The organism is Rhodospirillales bacterium, assembly GCA_016710335.1.
In the GTDB taxonomy this organism is placed as follows: Bacteria; Pseudomonadota; Alphaproteobacteria; order Rhodospirillales; family Defluviicoccaceae; genus JADJXQ01.
The window spans coordinates 51830-73261 of sequence record JADJXQ010000010.1 but is presented as its reverse complement, the minus strand read 5'-3'; the positions used below and the strand labels follow the sequence as shown (position 1 = coordinate 73261).

Here is a 21432-nt window from a genome sequence, read left to right as displayed (position 1 = left end):
GCTCGTCCCGGATCAGTGGGTAATGACCGGCGTCAGCGATTTGGCCTGCTCCACCCATTTGGCGACCTGTTTGGCGCTTACCAGCCGGCGGAACAGATTCTTCTCGGCGTTGATCTCCGCCATCTTTGCCATCCGGACCGTTTCGGCCTGCTCACATGCAGAACGCCCAACAACTCATTGCAGAATTCCCAAAACGGTGATTGCGCCATCCGTCGCAAGCTTTGCGACGACGATCTCGCCGGAGCGGGTGTAGGCGCCGGTCAGCGCGCTGATGTTGACCTGGTGGGTGACAAGAATCAGCGGTTTCCCGCCGTGTTCGCGGGAAAGCCACGCCTGCAGCGCCGCCGTTTGCGCCTCCCGGCGCTGGGGGTCGCGAAAGAAGGAGTTGAGGGCGGGCAGAACCGCGACCGGTCCCAGGGCCAATTCTTCCGCGGTCTCCAGGCATCGGCACCAGGCGCTCGACATGACCGTGGCGCCGCCGATTCCGTGGTCACGAAAGCGGTCACCCACCGCAGCCGCTTGTCGACGTCCATCCTCCGAAAGATTGCGCTGGGTGGCGCAGTCGTTCACATCAAAGTTGACCGGGTCACCGATGCCGGGTGCGAGGGCGTGACGCATCATGGCGAACGCCGATCCGGCGCGGAGCGCCGCCCACAGCGCGTCCGGTTCCTCGGCCTCGGTGCTCGAAATTGCCGCCGACAGCACCACAGCAACGACGACGAGCGCGCGGCAAGCGGCGGCGCCAATGAGCCCGAGATCCGGGCGGCGCGTCATCCCAGTTCCCGGATCGCCGTGGCGGCATCGGGGCTCCAGGCGTCGCTGCCGACCCATCGCCAGATGCCGTCCACCTGGTTGGTTGGCAGGCCGCCCACCAGGATGGTCGGGCATTGCGCACCGAGTTCCGCCTTGATGGCCTCCACCGCGCGCCGCAGGGTCGGAAGTTGCTGAGCCATGGATGCGGACATTCCGACGACGTCCGGTCGAAGACCGTCGACCTGCGCTACGAGCGCGTCGGTCGGCGTGTTCGCTCCAAGGTATTGAACCGTCCACCCGGCGAGTTCGAACGCGTCGGAGACGATTCGCAATCCGAGAGCGTGGTGATTGCCGGCGGCACACGCGAACAGCGCGGTGTGGTCCGAGGTTTCCACGAAGAGCGTCGCGGTCAGAAACAGCCGGCTCAGAAGTATTTCGCTAATGGCAGTGGCCAAGTGCTCCTGCGCAACGGTGATTTCGTTGCGCTGCCACAGCATGCCGACATTGTAGAGCGCCGGCTGGACCAAGCGCGTTGCGACGTCGGCATAACTCCCCGAAGACTCCCATGCCTTCTGCATCACTTCTCGCGCATCCCCCACGTCGCCGTTGGCCAGCATCCGCGTCAGCGCGCCGACCTGCGGAAGATCCGACGGGCGACGGGCGACATAACGGGTGCGTTCTTCGTCCCGCGGTTCGGCGAGAACGCGCCGCCCCTGCATCAGCACATCGGAGGCGATGACCGCGTGCGCCGGGTTCAGGGAGTGCGACAGGAACCGGTCGAAGAGGTCGAGCGCGAGTCCCAGCGTTTTCGCTGGCACGCCACGACATCGCAGGACCGACGCGAGCCACGTCACGTGATCGGTGAAAAACTCCGAGCGCCCGGTCGCGAGGGCGGTGCAGAGAACCTCGATATGGTCGTCAAGATACTGTTCAGTTTGAAGTCGCGCAATCGGACCGCCGCCCGCGTCGCGGGTGCCGGACGACCCCGGTTGACGGTTGGCGATCTCGGCGGTGACCCAATGCACGGCATCGGCTGCGAGAAGGCCTACCGCCTCGGCCGTCTTTCGCGACAGACCGTCGTCGTTTGGATCAAGGGCTGCGGCCATGAAATCGCATCAGTCACCAGCAAGCAGACATGATCACTCGCGAGGTACAAGGCAAGTCTCTGGTCAGAAGCAACCGGACAAGACGCTGGCGGCGTCGACGTAAAGGACGAGATAACCCGTATGGAAGCGGTCCGCCAATCCATTGGCGACAGCGCGCGCGCCACCAGAGGACAGAAGCGCCGCGCACGACATGACGGCCATCAGCAGGGAGATAAACACCGAGCGGCTCATCGCGCATCATAGGCCCGACGAGCCGGGCAACGCCAGCTTCCCTTCGCCCGAGAGGACGATTGAGATCAAGGCGAAAACACCCTAGACAAACGCTCGCTGTGAGAGACCAAACAGACGCCATAACCAAAGGGGCAAGCCATGAAGGTGGACGAGGTGCTGAAGACGCGGCCGTCGGATGTTTTGACGGTGGGGCCGGAGGAAGCGGTGCTCGTGGTCGCGCGGTTGTTCGAGCAGAAGCGCAAGGGGCTGATCATCGTGTGTGACGACGCGGGTCGGGTCGCCGGGGTCGTGTCGCTCGGCGACATCGTCCACGCAATCGGCCATCGCGGCGCTGAAGCGTTGGACCTGCCGGTGCGCGCCATCATGACGACGAACGCATCCGTGTGCCGTACCGGCGACAGTACGGAATCGGCGCTCGACAAGATGCGGGAGCTCGGTGTTCGCCATCTGCCGGTCGTCGACGACGACGACAGGCCTATGGGCCTGCTCGAGGAAAAGAAGGCGCTCGAAGTCATGTATGAGGACGCCGCCCTCGATTTCGCGCAACTTCGCGGCTACGTGTTCAAGGCCGGCGGGCGAAGCTGGTACTGTTTCTAAAGTGTCGACTAATATCTACGCGGGCGTCTCGCCCTCCACGGTTCAGCGGGTCTGGTCGAAGAACGCCTTGAAGCCTCACGTGACCAGGACCTTCAAGCTCTCCAACGACCCGAGCTTCGAGGAGAAGTTCTGGGACGTGATCGGGCTCTACCTCAACCCGCCGGAGAAGGCGCTCGTGCTGTGCTGCGACGAGAAGAGCCAGTGCCAAGCCCTGGAGCGCACGCAACTCGGGCTGCCGCTCGCGCCCAAGCGTCCGGCCACCATGACCCACGACTACAGGCGCCATGGCGTGATCACGCTGTTCGCCGCGCTCGACGCTCACCGCGCACCACGCGCGACACCCGGCGTCCCCCTCCCAGGTTCCTCAAGCAGATCGACCGCCCCAGCCTCGATCTCCATCTGATCGTCGACAACTACGCCACCCACAAGCACGCAAAGGTGAAGGCCTGGCTGGCCAGGCACCCGCGCTTTCACGTGCGCTTCCGCCCACGTCCTCGTCGTGGCTCAATCTGGTCGAGCGCTTCTTCGCCGACCTTACCGGAGACGTCATCCGTGCCGGGAGCTTCACCTCGGTGAAAGAGTTGGTCGCCGACATCAAGGCCTATCTCGCCCAACGCAACGCCGATCCACGCCCCTACACGTGGAAAGCCGAGGGAGCCGCCATCCTCGAAAAGATCCAGCGCGCCCGCGCCGCCTTGAACCGCGCCGAGCCTGCACTGTAGGATTATTGGTCGCCATTTCAGAGTCGGGTCACTAGAGCATCGGATGGCCGGCAGCGTTAAGCCGGGCCGCTGCCTCATCGCGCGTTCACCGAATGTCAACGCAAGTGGCGCTAATGAGCAGGCATCCACGGTCACCGTGCGGAGCGGCAACATGCGTCCCGACGAAATCCTGTTCGAGTTCCGAGCGGTCGGGCGCATATCAGGGTTTCGGCCATCGATCCTGCAACCGGCACCGAGGTCGTCGTGGTGGGTCCGGCCGGGGCTGGAGACGCCGGCCTCAAGCACGTCGCCGAGCGGAAATTGGTGTATGTTCTTGAAAACAGGTGCAGTAACGTGGCCAACTGACACACGCTCCCACCGTTTCGGCGGCGGCGGCACCGGGATTTGCGCCACCTGCGCTTCCTTGTTTTTCCTTGACAACCGCTGCACGAGCGAACACACGTAGGCGCAGATTGTGCCGGTTCGATGACGGGGCGAAACAACAGCAACAACAGCTTGCTTCGCTGCTATGAAACGAGCTGCGGGAATAAACAAAAGCGTGGAGGTCATCGTGCAGCGGCTGCCGTGCCATGCGCTGGGGAACTGCGCTCTCGACGACGGCGCTACGGCGGACTGCAGCAGGACCGGTTCGTTCGCATGAGGATCCCCATTAAGGGCCGGAGTGAACGGATCGTCGAATGTGACGGCACCGCCGCGCGAAATCTATCGGTCGGCAGGGGCCGCTTTACATGGAATATTTCGTTCAGCAGCTGATCAACGGGGTGACCCTCGGGGCCATCTACGGTCTGATAGCCATCGGCTACACGATGGTATACGGCATTATCGGCATGATCAACTTCGCCCACGGCGAGATTTTCATGATCGGCGCCTTCGTTGCCTTGATCGCATTCTTGCTGCTGGGCTTCATCGGCACATGGCTGCCTCTGGCGCTCCTGATCGTCCTGGTGCTGGCGATGATGTTCACCGCCGTCTACGGCTGGTCGCTGGAACGCATCGCCTATCGCCCGCTGCGCGGCTCACCGCGCCTGGCCGCGCTGATCTCGGCGATCGGCATGTCCATTTTCCTGCAGAATCTGGTTCAGCTTGAGCAGGGCGCCAAGGTCAAGCCCCTGCCGCCGGTCATCACCGGCGGTTTCGACCTGCTCGGCGGCGGCGGATTCGTCGTCAAGCTCAGCTTCATGCAGATTATCATCGTTGTGCTGACGACCGTGCTGCTGATCGCTTTTTCGTTTGTCATCAACCACACGACGATGGGACGCGCCCAGCGCGCCTGCCAGCAGGACAGCAAGATGGCGGCGCTGGTGGGCATCAATGTTGATCGCACCATCTCCATGACCTTCGTTTTGGGCGCGTCTCTTGCCGCCGTCGCGGGCATGATGTTCATGCTGTACTATGGCGTCATCGATTTTTTCATCGGCTTCCTGGCTGGCATCAAGGCGTTCACCGCCGCTGTGTTGGGCGGCATCGGCTCGCTGCCTGGCGCGGTGCTGGGTGGCTTGCTGATCGGCCTGATCGAGGTGTTCTGGTCCGCTTATTTCTCGATCGAGTACAAGGACGTCGCAGCGTTCTCGATCCTGGTGATGGTGCTGATCTTTCGACCGTCCGGTCTTCTCGGCAAGCCCGAGATCGAAAAGGTCTGACGGATGCCCGTCGCCGCGCCTGACGCTAGAGCGCCGGAGGGCGGGGGACTCGATATGGTCGAGATCCTCAAGGAGGCGGCGCTCACCGCCGCGATCGTGTTCATGCTGGCGCTGCCGATCTCCGGCTTGCGCACCACCGCCGACTTCGGCGGGCTCGGCGTCGAGTTCCGATGGGAGAAAGTGGCCGTCTATGTTGCGATGGCCTTCGTCGGGCGCATCCTGTGGTGCCTGTGGCAGGCGGCGCGTCGTCGGCGCAGGGGCGGAGAAAAGACCAAGGAGCGGCCGATCGCCCGCTGGGTGCAGCAGCGCTCCCACTTCGCCGGGCCGCTGATGATCGCCTTCGCCGTCGCCTTGCCGTTCCTGCCGTTCACCGACCGCTACATCCTCGACGTGTCGATCATGGTGCTCACCTATGTGATGCTGGGCTGGGGCCTCAACATCGTTGTCGGGCTGGCGGGACTGTTGGACCTGGGCTACGTGGCGTTCTATGCGGTGGGCGCTTACAGCTATGCTCTGTTGGCAACGAACTTCGACCTTAGCTTCTGGGTGTGCCTGCCGCTGGCCGGGCTGTTCGCCGCCTCGTTTGGGATCGTCCTCGGCTTTCCGGTGCTGCGCCTCAGGGGCGACTATCTCGCCATCGTCACCCTCGGCTTCGGCGAGATGATCCGCATCATCCTGATCAACTGGTACAGCCTGACCAACGGTCCCGACGGCATCTCGGGCATTCCGCGCCCCAGTTTTTTCGGCCTGCCGTTCGATCGGACGCCGGAGGAAGGTGTTGAAAGTTTCAGCCAGTTTTTCGGGCTCGACTACTCGTCGCTCCATCGCATTATTTTCCTCTATTACCTCATCCTCACCCTGGCACTGATCACCAACGCATTCACCATGCGCATCCGCAAGCTGCCGGTCGGCCGCGCCTGGGAGGCGCTCAGGGAGGACGAGACCGCCTGCCTGTCGCTCGGCATCAATCCCCGCAATACCAAGCTAACGGCATTTTCCCTCGGTGCCATGTTCGGTGGGTTCGCCGGCTCGTTCTTCGCGACGCGGCAAGGGTTCATCAGTCCGGAAAGCTTCACCTTCATCGAATCAGCCATCATCCTGATGGTCGTGGTGCTTGGCGGGCAGGGCAGCCAGATCGGCGTGGTGCTGGCGGCGGTGGTAATCATTGGGGTTCCGGAACTGTTCCGGGAATTGCAGGAGTACCGGATGCTGGTGTTCGGTGCGGCCATGGTGTTGATCATGATCTGGCGACCGAAGGGGCTGCTGGCCTTCCGTGAGCCGACCCTGCGCCTGTTCGAGAGCGACAAGCGAAAGCTGTTCGAGCGCACGGTTTCGGCCGACCGCAAGCTCCCGGGGGCCGCGGACTGATGGCGACGGCCGCATCCTCCTCCGACCCGGCGCCGCCGCTTCTGGATGTCGAGCACCTGACCATGCGTTTCGGTGGCCTCGTCGCCATTGATGACGTTTCGTTCAGGGCCGCCGACCGGCAGATAACCGCCATCATCGGCCCCAACGGCGCCGGCAAGACCACCGTGTTCAACTGCCTGACCGGGTTCTACAAGCCATCGGTCGGGCGGCTTACACTGAATCACCCGGTCAAGGGTCCGTTTCTGCTCGAACGGATGGAAGGCTTCACCATCCCGCAAAAGGCCGACGTCGCCCGCACCTTCCAGAACGTCCGCCTGTTCTCGGCGATGTCGGTGCTCGAAAACCTGGTCATCGCCCAGCACAACCGACTGATGCGAGCGTCCGGGTTCACGGTGAAGGGGCTCCTCGGCTTCAAGTCGTACCGGCGGGCGGAGAACGAGGCTGTCGACCTTGCCCGCTATTGGCTCGACCGCATGGGTCTGGTTGAGCGTGCCGACACCGAAGCCGGCAGCCTGCCATACGGGGACCAGCGCAAGCTGGAGATCGCGCGCTCCATGTGCATGAAGCCGGTGCTGTTGTGCCTCGACGAGCCGGCGGCGGGGCTCAATCCGCGCGAATCGGCGGAACTCAACCGCATCCTTCTTTACATCCGCGACGAGCACAAAATCGGTATCCTGCTGATCGAGCACGACATGAGCGTGGTCATGGGCATCTCCGACCACATAGTCGTCCTCGATTACGGGCGCCTGATCGCGGACGGAACGCCGGAGGAGATTCGCAACGACGAGACCGTCATACGGGCCTATCTGGGCGAGGCGGAGGACGACGAACTACCGCCTGAGGTGGCCCAGGACCTGAGGCTGGACGCCGCCAGCGATACCGGCACGAGGGCCGACTGATGCTTTCGATCTCGGGCGTCCACACGTTCTACGGCAATATCGAAGCGCTGCGCGGCGTCGACGTCGAGGTCGGGCTCGGGCAGATCGTCACCCTGATCGGCGCCAACGGCGCCGGTAAGTCGACCTTGTTGATGACCATCTGCGGCAACCCGCGGGCGTCGGCAGGCCGTATCGTCTTCGACGGAGAGGACATCACCACCAAGCCGACCCACGAGATCATCGCGTCCGGCATCGGCCAATCGCCCGAAGGGCGGCGGATCTTCCCGCGCATGTCGGTTCTCGAAAACCTGCAGATGGGAGCCACTACCTCGGCGGCGGAACACCTGGAGGAAGATCTGGGGGTCGCCTTCGAGCTGTTCCCGATCCTCAAAGAGCGGCAGGAGCAGCGGGGCGGGACGCTGTCGGGCGGCGAGCAGCAGATGCTGGCGATCGCCCGTGCCCTGATGGGCCGCCCGCGACTCCTGCTCTTGGACGAACCGTCGCTGGGGCTGGCGCCGAAGGTAGTTCAACAGATCTTCCGCGTCATCAAGGAGATCAACGAGCGCAAGCAGATGACGGTGTTCCTCGTCGAACAGAACGCCTTCCACGCGCTTCGCCTCGCCCATCACGCCTACGTCATGGTCAACGGCCGGGTGAGCATGAGCGGCAGCGGCGCCGAGCTGCTCGCCAATCCCGAGGTGCGCGCCGCCTACCTCGAAGGCGGACACTGAGAGGAAGTCCGGCACATGCAGGATCTGCTTGGCACTTCGATCGGCGTCTACATCGGCGTCGTCATCATCATCATGGGCTTCGTCGCGTTCATGTCAGGGCAGGCGCTGGCCGGCGGCTGGCGACCGACGCGCCGGCTCATCATTTCTACGTTGCTGTTGGGCTTCGCGTCGCGGTTTCTGGTGTTCGCGCTCTATGACGGAGACCTGTTTTCCGTCAGCGGCTATGTCATTGACGTCATCGTGTTGCTGGCGATCTCGGGGTTCGCCTATTTCTACACGCGGGCGCGGCGCATGGTCTCGCAATACCCGTGGCTATATGAGCGGACCGGCTTATTCGGTTGGCGCGAGCGGGGCTCGACATAGTCGCGAAACCAAGGCTAAATACTCGCATCTTCGGCTCGAACTCGGTTTGCCCGTGTTCACGATCGGCTGTAATGGGGCTTGAGCCGAAAAAAACCGGGCATCCCGCCCGTGGCGGAGCATCGTGCCCTCGTACAGACTGAAGTGGGAGAATGGAATGAGAATGCTGACATCGGTTGTCGCGGCGGCGGCTCTCGCCATTGCGGGCACCGGTATGGCCAAGGCCGATATTACGATTGCCGTCGCCGGTCCGATGACCGGGCCGTACGCGGTGTTTGGCGAACAGATGAAGGCGGGCGCCGAGCAGGCGGTAGAGGACATCAACGAGGAGGGCGGCGTCAACGGTGAAAAGCTGCGGCTGGAGATCGGCGACGACGCCTGCGATCCGAAGCAGGCGGTGGCGGTTGCCAACCAGTTCGCCGGCAAGGGCGTTGTGTTCGTCGCCGGGCATTTCTGCTCCGGCTCGTCCATACCGGCCTCCGACGTCTATGAAGAAGAGGATATCCTGCAGATCTCACCGGCGTCGACCAATCCGCAGCTGACGGAAGCCGGCAAGGACAACGTTTTCCGGACCTGCGGCCGTGACGATCAGCAGGGCATCGTTGCCGGCAACTACATGGCGGACAATTTTTCGGGTAAGCAGATCGCTATCGTTCACGACAAGCAAGCGTACTCCAAGGGCCTCGCCGACGAGACCAAGAAGCAGCTCAACGCCCGCGGCATCGAGGAAGTGATGTACGAAACCATCACACCGGGTGAAAAGGATTATTCGGCGCTGGTCAGCAAGCTCAAGTCGGCCGGGGTCGAGATCCTGTACTATGGCGGCTACCACACCGAGGCCGGCCTCATCGTGCGGCAGATGCACGAGCAGGGCATGGATACGACCCTCATTTCGGGCGACGCGCTCGTGACCGATGAATACTGGAGCATCACGGGGGATCTCGGCGAAGGCACGTTGATGACCTTCAGCCCGGATCCGCGCAAGAATCCGAACGCGCAGCCGATCGTCAAGAAGTTCCGCGACAAGGGCATCGAGCCGGAGGGCTACACCCTCTACACCTACGGCGCCATCCAGGCATGGAAACAGGCGGTGGAAGCTGCGGGCGACACCGATACGCAGGACGTCGCCAAGGAGCTCAAGTCCGGTGAATTCGATACCGTCCTCGGGACGATCGGCTTCGATGAAAAGGGCGATGTGACCGCGCCCGGATACGTCTTCTACGTCTGGAAAGACGGCACCTACGATTACGTCGAGTAGCGTTCCCGAAGGTTGGACAATCGTGTACGGCCCGGAGCAGGTTTCCGGGCCGTACTGCGTCAACCTTAGGGTGCTGCGACGCGCGCTACGCTCGCCGTCAAATCGGCCGCAAAGCGGTCCACTGTCTTCGGCGTAGTGTCCCACGAGCACATCAGGCGGCAGCCGCCGGCGCCAATGAACGTATAGAAGCGCCACCCTTTGGCCGCCAGATCCGCCCGCACCGGATCCGGCAGCGCGACGAACACGGCATTGGCCTCGGGCGTGAACAGCACCCGGACATGGGGCAGGTGGGCGATGGCGTTGTGAAGGCGAAGCGCCATGGCGTTGGCGTGAGCGGCGTTGCGGACCCACACGTCGTTGTCGAGCAGGCCGAGCCACGGCGCGGAGATGAACCGCATCTTGGACGCCAGTTGCCCGGCCTGCTTGACCCGGTAGGCGAAATCCTCGGCGAGGTGATGGTCGAAGAACACCACTGCGTCGCCGACCGGTAGACCATTCTTGGTGCCGCCGAAGCACAGCACGTCGACGCCGGCGCGCCAGGTAATCTCCGCCGGGTGAACCCCGAGGGTCGCTACCGCGTTGGCGAAACGAGCGCCGTCCATGTGGATTTTCAGATTGTGGGTCGCCGCGGTTGCCTGGATGGCCTTCAACTCGGCGACGGAATAGACGGTGCCTACTTCGGTCGACTGGGTCAGGGAAACGACCTTGGGCTTGGGGAAGTGGATATCGGAGCGCTTGGTGACCAGCGCCGTGATGCCGTCGGGCGTCAGCTTGCCGTTCGCGCCTTCGGCCAGAAGAATCTTGGAGCCGTTGGAGAAGAACTCGGGCCCGCCGCATTCATCGGTCTCGATATGAGCCACCGGGTGGCAGATGACCGAGTGGTACGACCGGCACAGGCTCGCCAGCGCCAATGAGTTGGCGGCGGTGCCGTTGAACACGAAGAACACCTGGCAGTCGGTGTTGAACATCTCGCGAATCCGGTCGCAGACGCGCTGAGTCCACACGTCGTCGCCGTAGGCCGTCTGATGGCCGGCCCCGTTGGCGAGGAGGAACGCGTCCAGCGCTTCCGGGCAGATGCCGGCCCAGTTGTCGGAGGCGAGTTGCTGCCGAGTCGACTCCGCGGCGTCGGCGCGCCCGCCGAGTCGTACGTCGGTCGCAGGGGCGCACGGCAAAGCTTCGCCTCCGCCCACTGGGCGGTCATCGATGAGTTCGCCCTTGGACACCACGGGATGGTCAAGCCTCGTCGTGCTCAGCCTCTGGCGCGGCGGCCTGTGGTTGCTTCACCCGGTTTGCGGCCGAGGCCGATGCGCTTGGCAAATTCGGATCGCTGTTTCGCGTAGTTCGGCGCAACCATCGGGTACTCCGACGGCAGGCCCCACTTCGCCCGATACTCTTCGGGGCTCATGCTGTACGTCGTTTGCAGATGCCGCTTCAGCATTTTCAGTTTCTTGCCATCTTCCAAGCAAACGATATAGTCCGGCATCACCGACTTGCGAATCGGGACTGCCGGCCTTTGCACCTCCGCCTTGACTTCAGCCGGCATCTCATCGAGATCCATCAACGTACCAAACACGCTGTGGATAACGTCCGGAATTTGCGAGGTCGCGACTTGGTTGTTACTGAGATATGCGGCAACGATATCGACCGCCATCCGAAGCATATCTTCCCTTGCGATTTTGTCGGCCAATTCTTCGTTCATCGCTATTCAGCCTGCTTTCGATTTTTAATGGTGCTGCCGCAATACGACACATCGATCAATGTCTGTCAACTACAAAACAGGAGTCGCAGAATAACGTTCAGTTTAACCTGATCGGCCTTGAATAACCGGCTCTTCGTTGTTCGAAGGGGGCGTCTCTATCCTCGCACGCTGGTACCTTCGCAAGATTGCGGAGAAGCGTGCGCTGTCCCGCGGCGCGATTCACTTGGGAACTTCACCGTCCCGTAACCGGTGCTTTGCACCGAGTCCACGCGTGCACCTGCCGGCATCATTTGCCGGGGGTTGATCCACGGGCAGTCGGCCGAGACATTGTGGCCCTCTGGCGTCATCATTCGACATATGGTATTCATGGCGTGTGGGCGGCTGGAGGACTGGAGCAGAGCGGGTGTCGGAAGCACATGACGAAGACGTGGTCGCCGTCGCTTGTGACCATGCCGGATTGTCGTTGAAACGTGTGCTTTGCGAAGCTCTGCGGGCCCGGGGCTGTGCCGTGTTGGATCTTGGTACCGACGACGAGGGTTCCGTAGACTACCCGGACTTCGGGTATGCGCTGGCGGAGGCGTTGCGGAAGGGACGGGCGCGCCGCGGGGTGCTGATCTGTGGCAGCGGCATCGGCATCAGCATCGCCGCCAATCGCTTTCCCGAGGTGCGGGCGGCGCTGGTTCATGATGCCCTTGGCGCCCGCTTGGCCCGGCAGCACAACGACGCCAACGTAATCTGTTTCGGGGAGCGGCTTATCGGGGTCGATGTCGCTCAGGACTGTCTGCAGGTATTCCTGGAGACCGGGTTCGAGGGCGGCCGTCACCTTCGGCGCGTCGAAAAATTGTCGCGGCCGGGCTGAGGACATACGAGAATCAAGAGGTTCCGTGCAGCCGGCGTTGCGAAGGTCCGCGCATCGAGAGCCAGAACAGAGAACAGCGCAAATATTTCGCAGAGAGATATGGAGGACGACGGTTCATGTCAGTGAGCAAGGTTTCAATCTCGCCGGGCGCCTTCGATGAAGGGTTCTTCGGATCAAGCCTCGCCGATCGCGACCCGGAGGTGCACGCGGCCATCGCAGACGAGTTGCGACGGCTGCAGGACCACGTGGAGCTGATCGCTTCGGAGAATGTGGTGTCTCGCGCGGTCCTGGAGGCCCAGGGCTCGGTGATGACCAACAAGTATGCCGAAGGCTATCCGGGGCGCCGCTACTACGGTGGATGCGAGTATGTCGATGTCGCGGAGCAGGTGGCGATCGATCGCGCCTGCAAGCTGTTCGACTGCGACTTCGCGAACGTGCAACCGCATTCGGGAGCGCAGGCCAACGGCGCGGTCTATCTCTCCCTGATGCAGCCGGGGGACGTGCTGCTCGGCATGTCGCTCGCGGCCGGCGGCCACCTGACCCACGGCGCGCCGCCGTCCATCTCCGGCAGGTGGTTGACGGCAGTCCAGTACGGCGTGCGCCGCGACGACGCGTTGATCGACTTCGACGAGGTCGAGCAGCTGGCCGGGAAGCATCGCCCGAAGATCATCGTCGCCGGCGGCTCGGCCTACCCGCGCATCATCGATTTCGCGCGGTTTCGGGAGATCGCCGACCGTGTGGGGGCCTATCTGGTCGTCGACATGGCCCACTTTGCCGGCTTGGTTGCCGCCGGGGTCCATCCGAGCCCCTTTCCGCACGCCCACGTCGTGACCACCACCACCCACAAGACGCTGCGCGGGCCCAGAGGCGGCATGATCCTCTGCCAGGATGCGGACCTCGGTAAACGGATGAATTCCGCGGTGTTTCCCGGCCTGCAGGGCGGACCGCTGATGCACGTGATCGCCGCCAAGGCTGTAGCGTTCGGCGAGGCGCTGCGGCCGGAGTTCCGCACTTACGCCCAGAACGTCATCGAGAACGCCAAGGTGCTGGCATCGTCGCTGGCGGAGCGGGGCCTGGACCTGGTATCCGGCGGCACCGATACCCACCTGGCGCTGGTCGATCTACGGCCGAAGCGGGTGACCGGCAAGGCGGCGGAATCAAGCCTGGGACGCGCCAACATCACCTGCAACAAGAACGGCATTCCGTTCGACCCGGAAAAGCCGGCAGTCACCTCGGGCATCCGGGTCGGCAGTCCGGCCGGCACCACCCGCGGCTTCGGTCCGAGCGAGTTTCGTCGGGTCGGCGAGCTGATGGCGGACGTGCTCGACGGGCTGTCCGCCCGTCCGGATGACAACGGTACAGCGGAGGCCGCGGCCCGGGAGCAGATCGTCGCTCTGTGCCGCCGGTTCCCGGTGTACCCGGACCTGTAGGACGGGCCTGTAGGACGGGCCTGTAGGACGGGCCCGACGATCAGACGGCCCGGCGATCAGAAGGAGAGAGGCTCCGAGGCCATGCGCTGTCCATTCTGCGGACACGACGACACCCAGGTGAAGGATTCGCGGCCCACCGAGGATCACGCCGCCATTCGTCGGCGCCGCTATTGCCCGACGTGCGGCGCCCGGTGGACGACGTTCGAGCGCGTTCACCTGCGCGAGTTGACGGTGGTCAAGAAGACCGGCGAGAAGGTGCCGTTCGATCGCGACAAGCTGCAGCGCTCGCTGGCGATCGCGCTCCGCAAACGCCCCGTCGATGCCGACCGTATCGAGCGCATCGTCAACAGCATCCAGCGCCGCCTGGAGACGCTGGGCGAGCCGGAGATCCCCTCCAAGGTGATCGGCGAAATGGCGATGGAGCAACTCGCCCAACTCGACCAGGTCGGCTACGTGCGGTTCGCCTCCGTTTACAGGAACTTTCGAGAGGCCAAGGACTTCGAGCAGTTCGTAGAGCTTCTGGGCGAACGCTGATCCCCTGCGACGACTCTCGTCACCGCGCGTGGAGCGGCGATCTGACCATGCCATCGGCATCCCACGACCAGCGGTGGATGCGGGCGGCGCTCGGCTTGGCGCGGCGCAATCTTGGTTGTGTGTGGCCGAACCCTGCCGTCGGCTGCGTGCTGGTGCGAGACGGGGCGGTGGTCGGCCGCGGGTGGACCGGCCGCGGCGGTCGGCCGCACGCCGAGACCGAGGCGCTCGCACGGGCGGGCTGCGGCGCGCGCGGGGCCACCGCGCATGTCTCACTTGAACCTTGCGACCACCACGGAGAGACGCCTCCCTGCTCGGAGGCGCTGATTGCGGCCGGGGTGGCGCGGGTCGTGGTCGCGGTCGAGGATCCCGACCCGCGCGTTTCGGGCCGTGGGATTCAGCGGCTGCGGGCCGCGGGGATCGACGTCCAGCCCGTCGGCGGCGCGTTGGCGGAGGAGGCCAGGAACCTCAACGCCGGGTTCTTCCTTCGCGTGCGGGAAGGGCGGCCGCTGTTCACGTTGAAGACGGCGACGACGCTCGACGGGAAGATCGCCACCCGAAGCGGCGACAGCCGCTGGATCACCGGCGCGGGCGCACGGGCGCTTACGCACGGCATGCGCGCCGAGCATGACGCCGTGTTGGTCGGCTCGAACACTGCACTCCTCGACGACCCGGAACTGACCTGCCGCACCGCGGGCATGGAGCATCGGTCGCCTGTTCGAATCGTCGTTGACGGTCGTCTGCGCCTGCCGCCGGAAGCGAGACTGGCCGCGACGGCGCGGGAAGTTTCCACGTGGGTGCTGACGCGCGCCGATGCACCGGTGGAGCGGCGCGAACAGCTAGCCGCGGCCGGAGCCGTCGTCATCGACGTCGCCGCCGACGCGGCCGGTCGCCTCGACCCTGTTTCCATCGCCCAAGTTCTGGCACGGCGAGGACTCACGCGGGTGCTGATCGAGGGAGGTGGCACCGTAGCGGCGTCTTTCCTGGCGGCGGGCCTGATCGATCGCGTCGCATGGTTCCGGGCGCCGCTTCTGTTCGGCGAGGACGCGCAGCCGGCGGTCGCGGCGCTCGCGGTCGAGCGGCTGGCCGACGCGCTCCGCTTCGTCCGCGAAGATGTTCGGACCGTCGGTAGCGACGTGCTTGAAACCTACCGCCGAAGCGTTTAGGGCACCAATCATGTTCACCGGCATCATCACCGACATCGGAGCAGTGCGCAGGATCCGCCGCAACGGCGACACCCGCGTCGAAATATCCACGCGCTACGACACCGCCAGCCTCAGCCTCGGTGCGTCCATCGCGTGTTCGGGCATCTGTCTGACGGTGACAGGCGCCGCGCCGGGAAGGTTCGCGGTGTCCGCTTCGGAGGAGACCTGCGCGCGCACCACCATCGGTTACTGGCACGAGGGAACGGCGGTCAATCTCGAACGCTCGCTCCGGATGGGCGACGAACTGGGCGGCCATCTGGTATTCGGACACGTGGACGGCGTCGGCATCGTGCTTGCGACGGCGGCGGTCGGCGAGTCTCGAAAGATCGTGATCGATGCGCCGGCCGATATCGCGCGCTTCGTCGCCGTCAAGGGATCGGTGGCCGTCGACGGCGTATCGCTGACCGTCAACGAGATCGCCGGTCGGAGCTTCGCGGTCAACCTTATCCCGCACACCCTGTCCGCGACCACCTTCGGCGGGCTCCGGGCCGGCGATCGGGTCAATCTGGAAATCGACATGATCGCGCGCTATGTTGCGCGCCTGCTCGACAAGGAATAAGCCGCTGTCCCCACAGTCCGACTTGGTTTTGCGGCCTCCGCAACTGGCTTCCATCGACAACATCATCGAGGACGCACGGAACGGCCGCATGTTCGTGCTGGTCGATGACGAGAACCGGGAGAACGAAGGGGATCTGGTAATTCCCGCACAGATGGCGACGCCGGACGCCATCAACTTCATGGCCAAGCACGGCCGCGGCCTGATCTGCCTGGCGCTGACCCGCCAACGGGTCAAGGAACTGAATCTGCCGCTGATGGCGCAGCACAACGTCTCGCGCCATCAGACGGCGTTCACCGTCTCCATTGAAGCTCGCGAGGGCGTGACCACCGGGATATCCGCCTCCGATCGCGCCCGCACCATCGCCGTCGCCATCGACCGCGGCAAGGGTCCGGACGACCTGGTGTCGCCGGGGCATGTCTTTCCGCTCGAGGCCCGTGACGGCGGAACGCTGGTGCGCGCCGGCCATACCGAGGCAGCCGTCGACATCGCGCGCCTCGCCGGCCTCAATCCCTCCGGCGTGGTCTGCGAAATCATGAACGACGACGGCACCATGTCGCGGATGCCGGACCTGCTCGCCTTCGCCCAGGATCACGAGCTCAAGATCGGGACCATCGCCGACCTCATCGCGTTCCGTCTGCGCCACGACCGCATTATCGAACGTCTCGCAGAAACGCGCATCGAAAGCGTGTTCGGCGGCACGTTCCAGGCCTATGTCTATGTCAACCGGGTCGCCTATGCCGAGCACATCGCGTTGGTCAAGGGCGACATTGCCGCCGACGGTCCGGTGCCGGTGCGCATGCACGCCCTCAACGTGCTTGAGGACGTGCTGGGCGACAACGGCAGCGGCAACGCCCAACAATTGCACCAGGCGATGCGGATGATCGGCGACGCCGGGCGCGGCGTTGTCGTCTTGATCCGCGAGCCGCACAAGTCGCTGCTGTCGGAGCGGGTGCTCGCGCGGGCATCCGGTGACGACAGCAAGGCGCCGCAGTTGCGCGACTACGGCGTCGGTGCGCAGATCCTGCTCGACCTCGGCGTGAAGGACATGATCCTGTTGTCCAACACGGAGCGCACCATCATCGGCCTGCAGGGCTATGGACTGGCGATCTCGGAGCGGCGCCCGATCCCGACACGCTCAGCAGGGACAACAAAATGACCAGCGGGCGCGCCCACCTGCTCATCGTCGAAGCGCGGTTCTACGACAATATCGCCGACGACTTGGTGCGGGGCGCGGTGGCGGTCCTGGAGCGGGCCGACATGACCATTGACCGCTGCGCGGTACCGGGCGTTTTCGAAGTGCCGGCGGCGGTGCGGTTCGCACACAGGGCGATGGAAACCGGCAACGCTCCGCGGTTCGCCGGCATCGTCGCCCTTGGCTGCGTCATCCGCGGCGAGACCGATCACTACGATCACATTTGCCGGGAGACGAGCCGCGCGCTCATGGATCTTGCGGTCGCTCACGAGATGCCGTTCGGGTTCGGCATCCTCACCTGCGAAACGATGGAGCAGGCGCGGGTGCGCGCCGACCCGGGCCGCAAGAACAAGGGAGCCGACGCGGCGCTCGCCTGCCTGCGGATGATCGAACTGAAGCGCACCTTCGGTCTGGCGACGTGATGGCCGGTAGTCGCAGAACCGGGGCGGGGCAGGGGGCGGACAAGCGCCGGCGGAGCGCCGCCCGTCTCGCCTGCGTCCAGGCGCTCTACGAGATGGAGGTGTCGGGAGCGGCGACCGATCCGGTTCTCGAGGCCTTCATGTCGGAACGCTGGTCGGCGCCGGAAGCCGGCTTCGTGAACCAGGCGCCGGACCCGGCCTTTCTGTCGGTGCTGGTGCGGGGCGTCAGCGCCGGGCGAGAGGATCTTGACGCCCTTATATCTCCCCTGCTTCCCGAAAATCGGGATCTGGCTCGGATGGAAATCCTACTGCGCGTCGTGCTGCGCGCCGGCGCCTATGAACTGGCCTTTCGTCCCGATATCCCTGCAAAAGTCGCCATCAACGAATATGTCGACGTCGCCCACGCGTTTTATGCCGGCAAGGAACCGGGGTTGGTGAACGCGGTGCTCGACCGCCTGGCGCGTCAGGTGCGCGGCGAGGACGCCGGCAGCGGTGAGCTCTAGCAGCACCTTCGCCACGTCCGGCGAATTCGATTTGATCGCCCGCCATTTCGCGCCGCTGGCGGCGTCCGAGCCCGGAGCGCTGGGACTCCTCGACGACGCCGCGGTGATCGAGGTCGGCGCCGGGCGGCGGTTGGTGGTAAGCACCGACGCCCTTGTCGCCGGCGTGCATTTCCCGGATGACGAGGACGCGGAGACAGCGGCGTGCCGGGGCCTTGGCGCCGCGCTTTCCGACCTTGCCGCGATGGGGGCCCGGCCGGCGGGCTATACGATGGCTCTGGCGCTGCCTCAGGGCTGGAACGAGGACCGGCGCGAGCAATGGCTCGGCGCCTTTGCAGCCGCTTTGCACCGGCGCCAGGCGGAGCTTGCGGTGGCGCTGGTCGGCGGCGACACGGTGGCGACAACGGGGCCGTTGTGGATCTCGTTGACCGTTCTCGGCACCGTCGCGACGGGCCAGGAGCTGCGCAGATCCGCCGCCGAGCCCGGCGACGTGGTCTGGGTGTCGGGCTCCATCGGCGATGCGGCGCTCGGCTTGAAGGTCATTGCCGGCGAGCTGCCGGCGATCCCCGAGAACCTGCAGGCGGTGCTGGTGGAGCGGTTTCGCCGGCCGCAGCCGCGTCTCGCTCTCGGCATGCACCTCGCTGGGCTGGCTCACGGTGTCGCGGACGTCTCTGACGGACTGATTGCCGACTTAGGCCACATCTGCATTGCGTCCCGGGTCACAGCCACGATCGATGCCGAGCGCGTTCCGGTGTCGGCGGCGGCGCAGGCAGTCCTTGCAAGCTATCCGCAGCACTGGATGACGGTCGTTAGCGGCGGCGATGACTATGAACTCGTTATCACCGCGTCGCCGGATTCAGAATCGGCGCTGCTAGCGGTGGCTGCGGCCGCCGGCACGCCACTGTCACCCATCGGTCGCGTCGCGGCGGCGACATCGGAACAACCAGTGGGCGTTCGGATTGTCGGTGCTGACGGGCGGGACATGGCCGTGTCTTCAACTGGGTATCGTCATTTTTGAGCGCGCTTCGTCCTGACCGCGGCTGCCTCCGCGTCGGAGTTGCGACGCAGGGCCTGCGGATTTTGCATTGCAGCAAACGCCGGTTGCGCGAACGAATTCTATCTGTCATTTATCAGGACGTTAGATCAATTTCGATGCAATAGCGCGTGCTGCGGAAGGAAGCGTACTCCGCCGGTGCAAGGGGCGCTGCTACAAATAAGGGGAGAAAATCCATGTATGTCGTTGTGATCCTTTGCGGCCTTCTGGCCCTGGGGTACGGCGTGTGGGCGAGCCGTAGTGTGCTCGGCGCCAGCGCCGGCACCGCTCGGATGCAGGAGATCTCAGGTGCTGTTCAGGAAGGGGCGGCTGCCTACCTCAATCGCCAGTACCTGACGATCGGCGTCGTCGGCATCGTTGTCACGATCATTCTGTGGATCGTTCTCGGGCTGATGGTGGCGCTCGGGTTCGTGATCGGCGCGACCCTCTCGGGCGCCGCCGGCTACATCGGCATGAACATTTCCGTGCGCGCCAACGTGCGCGTCGCCGACGCGGCACGGAAAGGGCTCGCCGAAGGATTGGGCGTCGCCTTCAAGGCGGGCGCGGTCACCGGCATGCTGGTGGCCGGCCTGGCGCTGCTGGCGATCGCCATCTATTACGGAATTCTGTTGTGGACCGGTGCCAGCGGTCGGGCGCTGATCGATCCGCTGGTCGGTCTCGGTTTCGGGGCCTCGCTGATCTCCATTTTCGCCCGGCTCGGCGGCGGCATCTTTACGAAAGGCGCCGACGTCGGCGCCGATCTGGTCGGCAAGGTCGAAGCCGGCATCCCGGAAGACGACCCACGCAACCCGGCGGTGATCGCAGACAACGTGGGCGACAACGTCGGCGACTGTGCCGGCATGGCCGCCGACCTGTTCGAGACCTACTGCGTGACCGTGGTCGCAACCATGGTGCTGGGCTCGATCTTCTTTGCCGGCACGGAAACGATGCGCGACTTCATGCTGTATCCGTTGGCGATCGGCGGGGTCTGCATCATCGCCTCGGTGATTGGCACCTTCTTCGTCCGCCTCGGCCCCAGCAACAACATAATGGGCGCCCTTTACAAGGGCTTCGTCGTCACGGCCCTGATTTCAGCGGCGCTGCTGCTGCCGACGACGGCGATCGTGATCGGGCTCAACACCGAGTACACCGCGGCCGGGGTCACCTTCAACGGATGGGGCCTGTTCTTCTGCGGCATCGTCGGTTTGGTGCTCACGGGCCTGCTCATCTGGGTGACCGAGTACTACACCGGCTCCCAGTACCGCCCGGTGAGGGTCATCGCGGAAGCCTCTAAGACCGGCCACGCCACCAACATCATCCAGGGTCTGGCCGTCTCGATGGAGGCGACGGCGATTCCGGCGCTGTTGATCTGTGCGGCCATCATCGTCACCAACCTGATCGCCGGGCTGCTTGGCATCGCGTTTGCGGTCACCGCAATGCTGGCGCTTGCCGGCATGGTCGTCGCGCTCGACGCCTATGGGCCGGTCACCGACAACGCCGGCGGCATCGCCGAGATGGCGGACCTGGAACAAGACGTGCGCAAGACCACCGATGCCCTCGACGCCGTCGGCAACACCACCAAGGCGGTGACCAAGGGTTACGCCATCGGCTCTGCCGGTCTCGGCGCCCTGGTCCTTTTCGCCGCCTATACCCAGGATCTCAGGTACTTCAGCGAAAATGTCGACCAGTTCACCTACTTCGAAGGCGTCGCCGTCGACTTCTCTCTATCTAACCCGTACGTGGTGGTCGGGCTCCTCGTCGGCGGCCTGCTGCCGTATCTCTTCGGCGCCCTCGGCATGATGGCGGTCGGTCGCGCGGCCGGTGCGGTAGTCGTCGAAGTCCGCCGGCAGTTCAGGGAAATTGCCGGCATCATGGAAGGCACCGGTAAGCCCGATTACGGCCGCTGCGTTGACATGCTGACCAAGGCCGCGATCAAGGAGATGGTCATCCCGTCGTTGTTGCCGGTGCTGTCGCCGATCGTCCTCTTCGTCGTCATCGCCCTCATCGCCGGCAAGTCGGCGGCGTTCGCGGCGCTGGGTGCGATGTTGTTGGGCGTCATCGTCACCGGTCTGTTCGTCGCCATCTCGATGACGGCCGGCGGCGGTGCCTGGGACAACGCCAAGAAGTACATCGAAGACGGCAATCTCGGCGGCAAGGGATCCGACGCGCACAAGGCCGCGGTGACCGGCGATACGGTCGGCGATCCCTACAAGGACACCGCCGGCCCGGCCGTCAACCCGATGATCAAGATCACCAACATCGTCGCGCTGTTGATCCTGGCGGTGCTGGCACACTAGTAGCGGCAACGAACGATCCACCGGCCTGCGGATGGATCTGCCCGCAGGCCGGCGAGATCGGTCG

The 21432-nt window shown here is 64.5% G+C and carries 25 protein-coding genes; 19 read left to right on the top strand and 6 right to left on the bottom strand.

Annotation, left to right across the window (positions count from 1 at the left end; genetic code table 11):
• Nucleotides 1–12: 12 nt before the first annotated feature.
• The 4 genes from IPM60_14015 to IPM60_14000 form a co-directional block, all read right to left on the bottom strand.
• Complete coding sequence (locus IPM60_14015) at nt 13–123, bottom strand: hypothetical protein (GenBank protein MBK8908972.1); 111 nt, start codon at nt 121–123, stop codon at nt 13–15.
• A gap of 51 nt (nt 124–174) precedes the next feature.
• A complete protein-coding gene (locus IPM60_14010) occupies nt 175–774 on the bottom strand; it encodes a histidine phosphatase family protein (protein MBK8908971.1) in 600 nt (199 codons plus the stop codon).
• Nucleotides 771–1859 (bottom strand): cobalamin-dependent protein, encoded by a 1089-nt coding sequence (locus IPM60_14005; GenBank protein MBK8908970.1) that lies wholly within the window; start codon nt 1857–1859, stop codon nt 771–773. The genes IPM60_14010 and IPM60_14005 overlap by 4 nt, the downstream gene beginning before the upstream one ends.
• 63 nt (nt 1860–1922) lie before the next feature.
• Nucleotides 1923–2090, bottom strand: a complete 168-nt coding sequence (locus IPM60_14000; protein ID MBK8908969.1) for a hypothetical protein — start codon at nt 2088–2090, stop codon at nt 1923–1925.
• A gap of 138 nt (nt 2091–2228) precedes the next feature.
• On the opposite strand from IPM60_14000, the gene IPM60_13995 reads away from it, so the two are divergent.
• The 9 genes from IPM60_13995 to IPM60_13955 all read left to right on the top strand — a co-directional run bounded on the left by IPM60_13995 (nt 2229) and on the right by IPM60_13955 (nt 9644).
• Nucleotides 2229–2687 (top strand): CBS domain-containing protein, encoded by a 459-nt coding sequence (locus IPM60_13995; protein MBK8908968.1) that lies wholly within the window; start codon nt 2229–2231, stop codon nt 2685–2687.
• A 79-nt stretch (nt 2688–2766) separates the two neighbouring features.
• Nucleotides 2767–3090, top strand: coding sequence for a hypothetical protein (locus IPM60_13990; protein MBK8908967.1), 324 nt, complete (start codon nt 2767–2769; stop codon nt 3088–3090).
• Nucleotides 3091–3259: 169 nt separating this feature from the next.
• Nucleotides 3260–3409, top strand: a complete 150-nt coding sequence (locus tag IPM60_13985) for a hypothetical protein (GenBank protein ID MBK8908966.1) — start codon at nt 3260–3262, stop codon at nt 3407–3409.
• 728 nt (nt 3410–4137) lie between these two features.
• Nucleotides 4138–5049: a branched-chain amino acid ABC transporter permease LivH gene (locus IPM60_13980; protein MBK8908965.1), complete on the top strand. Its 912-nt coding sequence runs from the start codon at nt 4138–4140 to the stop codon at nt 5047–5049.
• Nucleotides 5050–5103: 54 nt separating this feature from the next.
• Nucleotides 5104–6417, top strand: coding sequence for a high-affinity branched-chain amino acid ABC transporter permease LivM (livM, locus tag IPM60_13975; GenBank protein MBK8908964.1), 1314 nt, complete (start codon nt 5104–5106; stop codon nt 6415–6417).
• The gene (locus IPM60_13970) at nt 6417–7316 is read left to right on the top strand and encodes an ATP-binding cassette domain-containing protein (protein MBK8908963.1); all 900 of its coding nucleotides are present in this window, start codon (nt 6417–6419) and stop codon (nt 7314–7316) included. Before livM ends, IPM60_13970 begins: the two co-directional genes overlap by 1 nt.
• A complete protein-coding gene (locus IPM60_13965) occupies nt 7316–8026 on the top strand; it encodes an ABC transporter ATP-binding protein (GenBank protein ID MBK8908962.1) in 711 nt (236 codons plus the stop codon). The genes IPM60_13970 and IPM60_13965 overlap by 1 nt, the downstream gene beginning before the upstream one ends.
• Before the next feature lie 15 nt (nt 8027–8041).
• Nucleotides 8042–8389, top strand: coding sequence for a hypothetical protein (locus IPM60_13960; GenBank protein ID MBK8908961.1), 348 nt, complete (start codon nt 8042–8044; stop codon nt 8387–8389).
• A 154-nt stretch (nt 8390–8543) separates the two neighbouring features.
• Nucleotides 8544–9644, top strand: a complete 1101-nt coding sequence (locus IPM60_13955; protein MBK8908960.1) for a branched-chain amino acid ABC transporter substrate-binding protein — start codon at nt 8544–8546, stop codon at nt 9642–9644.
• 65 nt (nt 9645–9709) lie between these two features.
• On the opposite strand, the gene IPM60_13950 is transcribed toward IPM60_13955, so the two are convergent.
• A complete protein-coding gene (locus IPM60_13950) occupies nt 9710–10816 on the bottom strand; it encodes a low specificity L-threonine aldolase (GenBank protein MBK8908959.1) in 1107 nt (368 codons plus the stop codon).
• Nucleotides 10817–10893: 77 nt separating this feature from the next.
• Nucleotides 10894–11343 carry a MucR family transcriptional regulator gene (locus IPM60_13945; GenBank protein ID MBK8908958.1) on the bottom strand — a complete coding sequence of 150 codons (450 nt, stop codon included), beginning with the start codon at nt 11341–11343 and terminating at the stop codon, nt 10894–10896.
• 403 nt (nt 11344–11746) lie between these two features.
• Here IPM60_13945 and rpiB point away from each other — a divergent pair, with 403 nt between their 5' ends.
• The 10 genes from rpiB (at nt 11747) to IPM60_13895 (ending at nt 21368) form a co-directional block, all read left to right on the top strand.
• On the top strand, nt 11747–12202 hold the full coding sequence (rpiB, locus tag IPM60_13940; protein MBK8908957.1) for a ribose 5-phosphate isomerase B: 456 nt from the start codon (nt 11747–11749) through the stop codon (nt 12200–12202).
• A 116-nt stretch (nt 12203–12318) separates the two neighbouring features.
• The gene (locus IPM60_13935) at nt 12319–13632 is read left to right on the top strand and encodes a serine hydroxymethyltransferase (GenBank protein MBK8908956.1); all 1314 of its coding nucleotides are present in this window, start codon (nt 12319–12321) and stop codon (nt 13630–13632) included.
• Nucleotides 13633–13713: 81 nt separating this feature from the next.
• A complete protein-coding gene (gene nrdR / locus IPM60_13930) occupies nt 13714–14166 on the top strand; it encodes a transcriptional repressor NrdR (protein MBK8908955.1) in 453 nt (150 codons plus the stop codon).
• Nucleotides 14167–14243: 77 nt separating this feature from the next.
• Nucleotides 14244–15329 carry a bifunctional diaminohydroxyphosphoribosylaminopyrimidine deaminase/5-amino-6-(5-phosphoribosylamino)uracil reductase RibD gene (gene ribD / locus IPM60_13925; protein ID MBK8908954.1) on the top strand — a complete coding sequence of 362 codons (1086 nt, stop codon included), beginning with the start codon at nt 14244–14246 and terminating at the stop codon, nt 15327–15329.
• 10 nt (nt 15330–15339) lie between these two features.
• Nucleotides 15340–15927 (top strand): riboflavin synthase, encoded by a 588-nt coding sequence (locus IPM60_13920; GenBank protein MBK8908953.1) that lies wholly within the window; start codon nt 15340–15342, stop codon nt 15925–15927.
• A complete protein-coding gene (gene ribB / locus IPM60_13915) occupies nt 15899–17083 on the top strand; it encodes a 3,4-dihydroxy-2-butanone-4-phosphate synthase (GenBank protein MBK8908952.1) in 1185 nt (394 codons plus the stop codon). The genes IPM60_13920 and ribB overlap by 29 nt, the downstream gene beginning before the upstream one ends.
• Nucleotides 17080–17541 (top strand): 6,7-dimethyl-8-ribityllumazine synthase, encoded by a 462-nt coding sequence (gene ribH / locus IPM60_13910; GenBank protein MBK8908951.1) that lies wholly within the window; start codon nt 17080–17082, stop codon nt 17539–17541. Before ribB ends, ribH begins: the two co-directional genes overlap by 4 nt.
• Entirely contained in the window at nt 17541–18041 is a 501-nt protein-coding gene (nusB, locus tag IPM60_13905) for a transcription antitermination factor NusB (protein ID MBK8908950.1), read from the top strand. The genes ribH and nusB overlap by 1 nt, the downstream gene beginning before the upstream one ends.
• Nucleotides 18031–19056: a thiamine-phosphate kinase gene (gene thiL / locus IPM60_13900; protein ID MBK8908949.1), complete on the top strand. Its 1026-nt coding sequence runs from the start codon at nt 18031–18033 to the stop codon at nt 19054–19056. The genes nusB and thiL overlap by 11 nt, the downstream gene beginning before the upstream one ends.
• A 212-nt stretch (nt 19057–19268) precedes the next feature.
• Nucleotides 19269–21368, top strand: a complete 2100-nt coding sequence (locus IPM60_13895) for a sodium-translocating pyrophosphatase (GenBank protein MBK8908948.1) — start codon at nt 19269–19271, stop codon at nt 21366–21368.
• The last annotated feature ends 64 nt before the right edge of the window (nt 21369–21432 follow it).

What these genes read in the sequence shown, in the direction of transcription:
- IPM60_14015 (MBK8908972.1), bottom strand. Translation starts at nt 123, where the DNA reads ATGGCGGAGATCAACGCCGAGAAGAATCTGTTCCGCCGGCTGGTAAGC.
- IPM60_13935 (MBK8908956.1), top strand. Translation starts at nt 12,319, where the DNA reads ATGTCAGTGAGCAAGGTTTCAATCTCGCCGGGCGCCTTCGATGAAGGG.
- nusB (MBK8908950.1), top strand. Translation starts at nt 17,541, where the DNA reads ATGGCCGGTAGTCGCAGAACCGGGGCGGGGCAGGGGGCGGACAAGCGC.
- IPM60_13970 (MBK8908963.1), top strand. Translation starts at nt 6,417, where the DNA reads ATGGCGACGGCCGCATCCTCCTCCGACCCGGCGCCGCCGCTTCTGGAT.
- ribH (MBK8908951.1), top strand. Translation starts at nt 17,080, where the DNA reads ATGACCAGCGGGCGCGCCCACCTGCTCATCGTCGAAGCGCGGTTCTAC.
- IPM60_13955 (MBK8908960.1), top strand. Translation starts at nt 8,544, where the DNA reads ATGAGAATGCTGACATCGGTTGTCGCGGCGGCGGCTCTCGCCATTGCG.
- nrdR (MBK8908955.1), top strand. Translation starts at nt 13,714, where the DNA reads ATGCGCTGTCCATTCTGCGGACACGACGACACCCAGGTGAAGGATTCG.
- IPM60_13945 (MBK8908958.1), bottom strand. Translation starts at nt 11,343, where the DNA reads ATGAACGAAGAATTGGCCGACAAAATCGCAAGGGAAGATATGCTTCGG.
- IPM60_14000 (MBK8908969.1), bottom strand. Translation starts at nt 2,090, where the DNA reads ATGAGCCGCTCGGTGTTTATCTCCCTGCTGATGGCCGTCATGTCGTGC.
- ribB (MBK8908952.1), top strand. Translation starts at nt 15,899, where the DNA reads ATGTTGCGCGCCTGCTCGACAAGGAATAAGCCGCTGTCCCCACAGTCC.
- livM (MBK8908964.1), top strand. Translation starts at nt 5,104, where the DNA reads ATGGTCGAGATCCTCAAGGAGGCGGCGCTCACCGCCGCGATCGTGTTC.
- IPM60_13960 (MBK8908961.1), top strand. Translation starts at nt 8,042, where the DNA reads ATGCAGGATCTGCTTGGCACTTCGATCGGCGTCTACATCGGCGTCGTC.
- IPM60_13895 (MBK8908948.1), top strand. Translation starts at nt 19,269, where the DNA reads ATGTATGTCGTTGTGATCCTTTGCGGCCTTCTGGCCCTGGGGTACGGC.
- IPM60_13995 (MBK8908968.1), top strand. Translation starts at nt 2,229, where the DNA reads ATGAAGGTGGACGAGGTGCTGAAGACGCGGCCGTCGGATGTTTTGACG.
- ribD (MBK8908954.1), top strand. Translation starts at nt 14,244, where the DNA reads ATGCGGGCGGCGCTCGGCTTGGCGCGGCGCAATCTTGGTTGTGTGTGG.
- IPM60_13920 (MBK8908953.1), top strand. Translation starts at nt 15,340, where the DNA reads ATGTTCACCGGCATCATCACCGACATCGGAGCAGTGCGCAGGATCCGC.
- IPM60_14010 (MBK8908971.1), bottom strand. Translation starts at nt 774, where the DNA reads ATGACGCGCCGCCCGGATCTCGGGCTCATTGGCGCCGCCGCTTGCCGC.
- IPM60_14005 (MBK8908970.1), bottom strand. Translation starts at nt 1,859, where the DNA reads ATGGCCGCAGCCCTTGATCCAAACGACGACGGTCTGTCGCGAAAGACG.
- IPM60_13965 (MBK8908962.1), top strand. Translation starts at nt 7,316, where the DNA reads ATGCTTTCGATCTCGGGCGTCCACACGTTCTACGGCAATATCGAAGCG.
- IPM60_13980 (MBK8908965.1), top strand. Translation starts at nt 4,138, where the DNA reads ATGGAATATTTCGTTCAGCAGCTGATCAACGGGGTGACCCTCGGGGCC.